1 protein-coding gene is annotated in these 583 nt (G+C 75.8%); it reads left to right on the forward strand.

What is annotated here, in order from left to right:
* Positions 1-93: 93 nt before the first annotated feature.
* Positions 94-583: primosomal protein N' family DNA-binding protein (locus tag WN71_RS39365; RefSeq protein ID WP_476756018.1), on the forward strand; the 490-nt coding region annotated here is incomplete at its 3' end.

Below are 583 nucleotides of genomic sequence, written 5' to 3' on the forward strand. Positions count from 1 at the left end.
TGCGCGAACGGCCCCCACCGGCCCGCAGCCGGATATCTACAGCGCGAGCCGCAGGCATGCCCGTTGTCAGCCCCGTGAGGTAAGAATGCAAGGGTGAGCAGCGAGAACGGGGCCGCGGGGGGCGGCGAGGGGGCACCGCCCGAGCAGCTCGCGCTCATCCGGGAGAGCGTGCGCAAGGCCAAGGAGCCACGGGCCAAGCCCCGCACCTGGCGCGGCGCCGAGCTGGCCGCAGCCCTGCCCGTGGCGCGCGTCCTGGTCGACAAGGGCGTCCTGCACCTCGACCGCTACTTCGACTACGCCGTCCCCGCCGAGCTCGACGCCGACGCCCAGCCCGGCGTCCGGGTCCGGGTCAGGTTCGGCGCCGGCCGGCACCGCGTGCGCGACGGCCGCCGCGAGGGCGGCGGCCTCATCGACGGCTATCTCGTCGAGCGGCGCGCCGAGAGCGACTACGCCGGCCCGCTGGCCGCGCTCGCCCAGGTCGTCTCGCCCGAACCGGTGCTCAGCGCCGAACTCCTCGGCCTCGCCCGTGCCGTCGCCGACCGCTATGCCGGCAGCCTCGCCGACGTGCTCCAGCTCGCCGTGC

This window comes from Streptomyces mangrovisoli (assembly GCF_000974985.2).
Taxonomy (GTDB): Bacteria; Actinomycetota; Actinomycetes; order Streptomycetales; family Streptomycetaceae; genus Streptomyces; species Streptomyces mangrovisoli.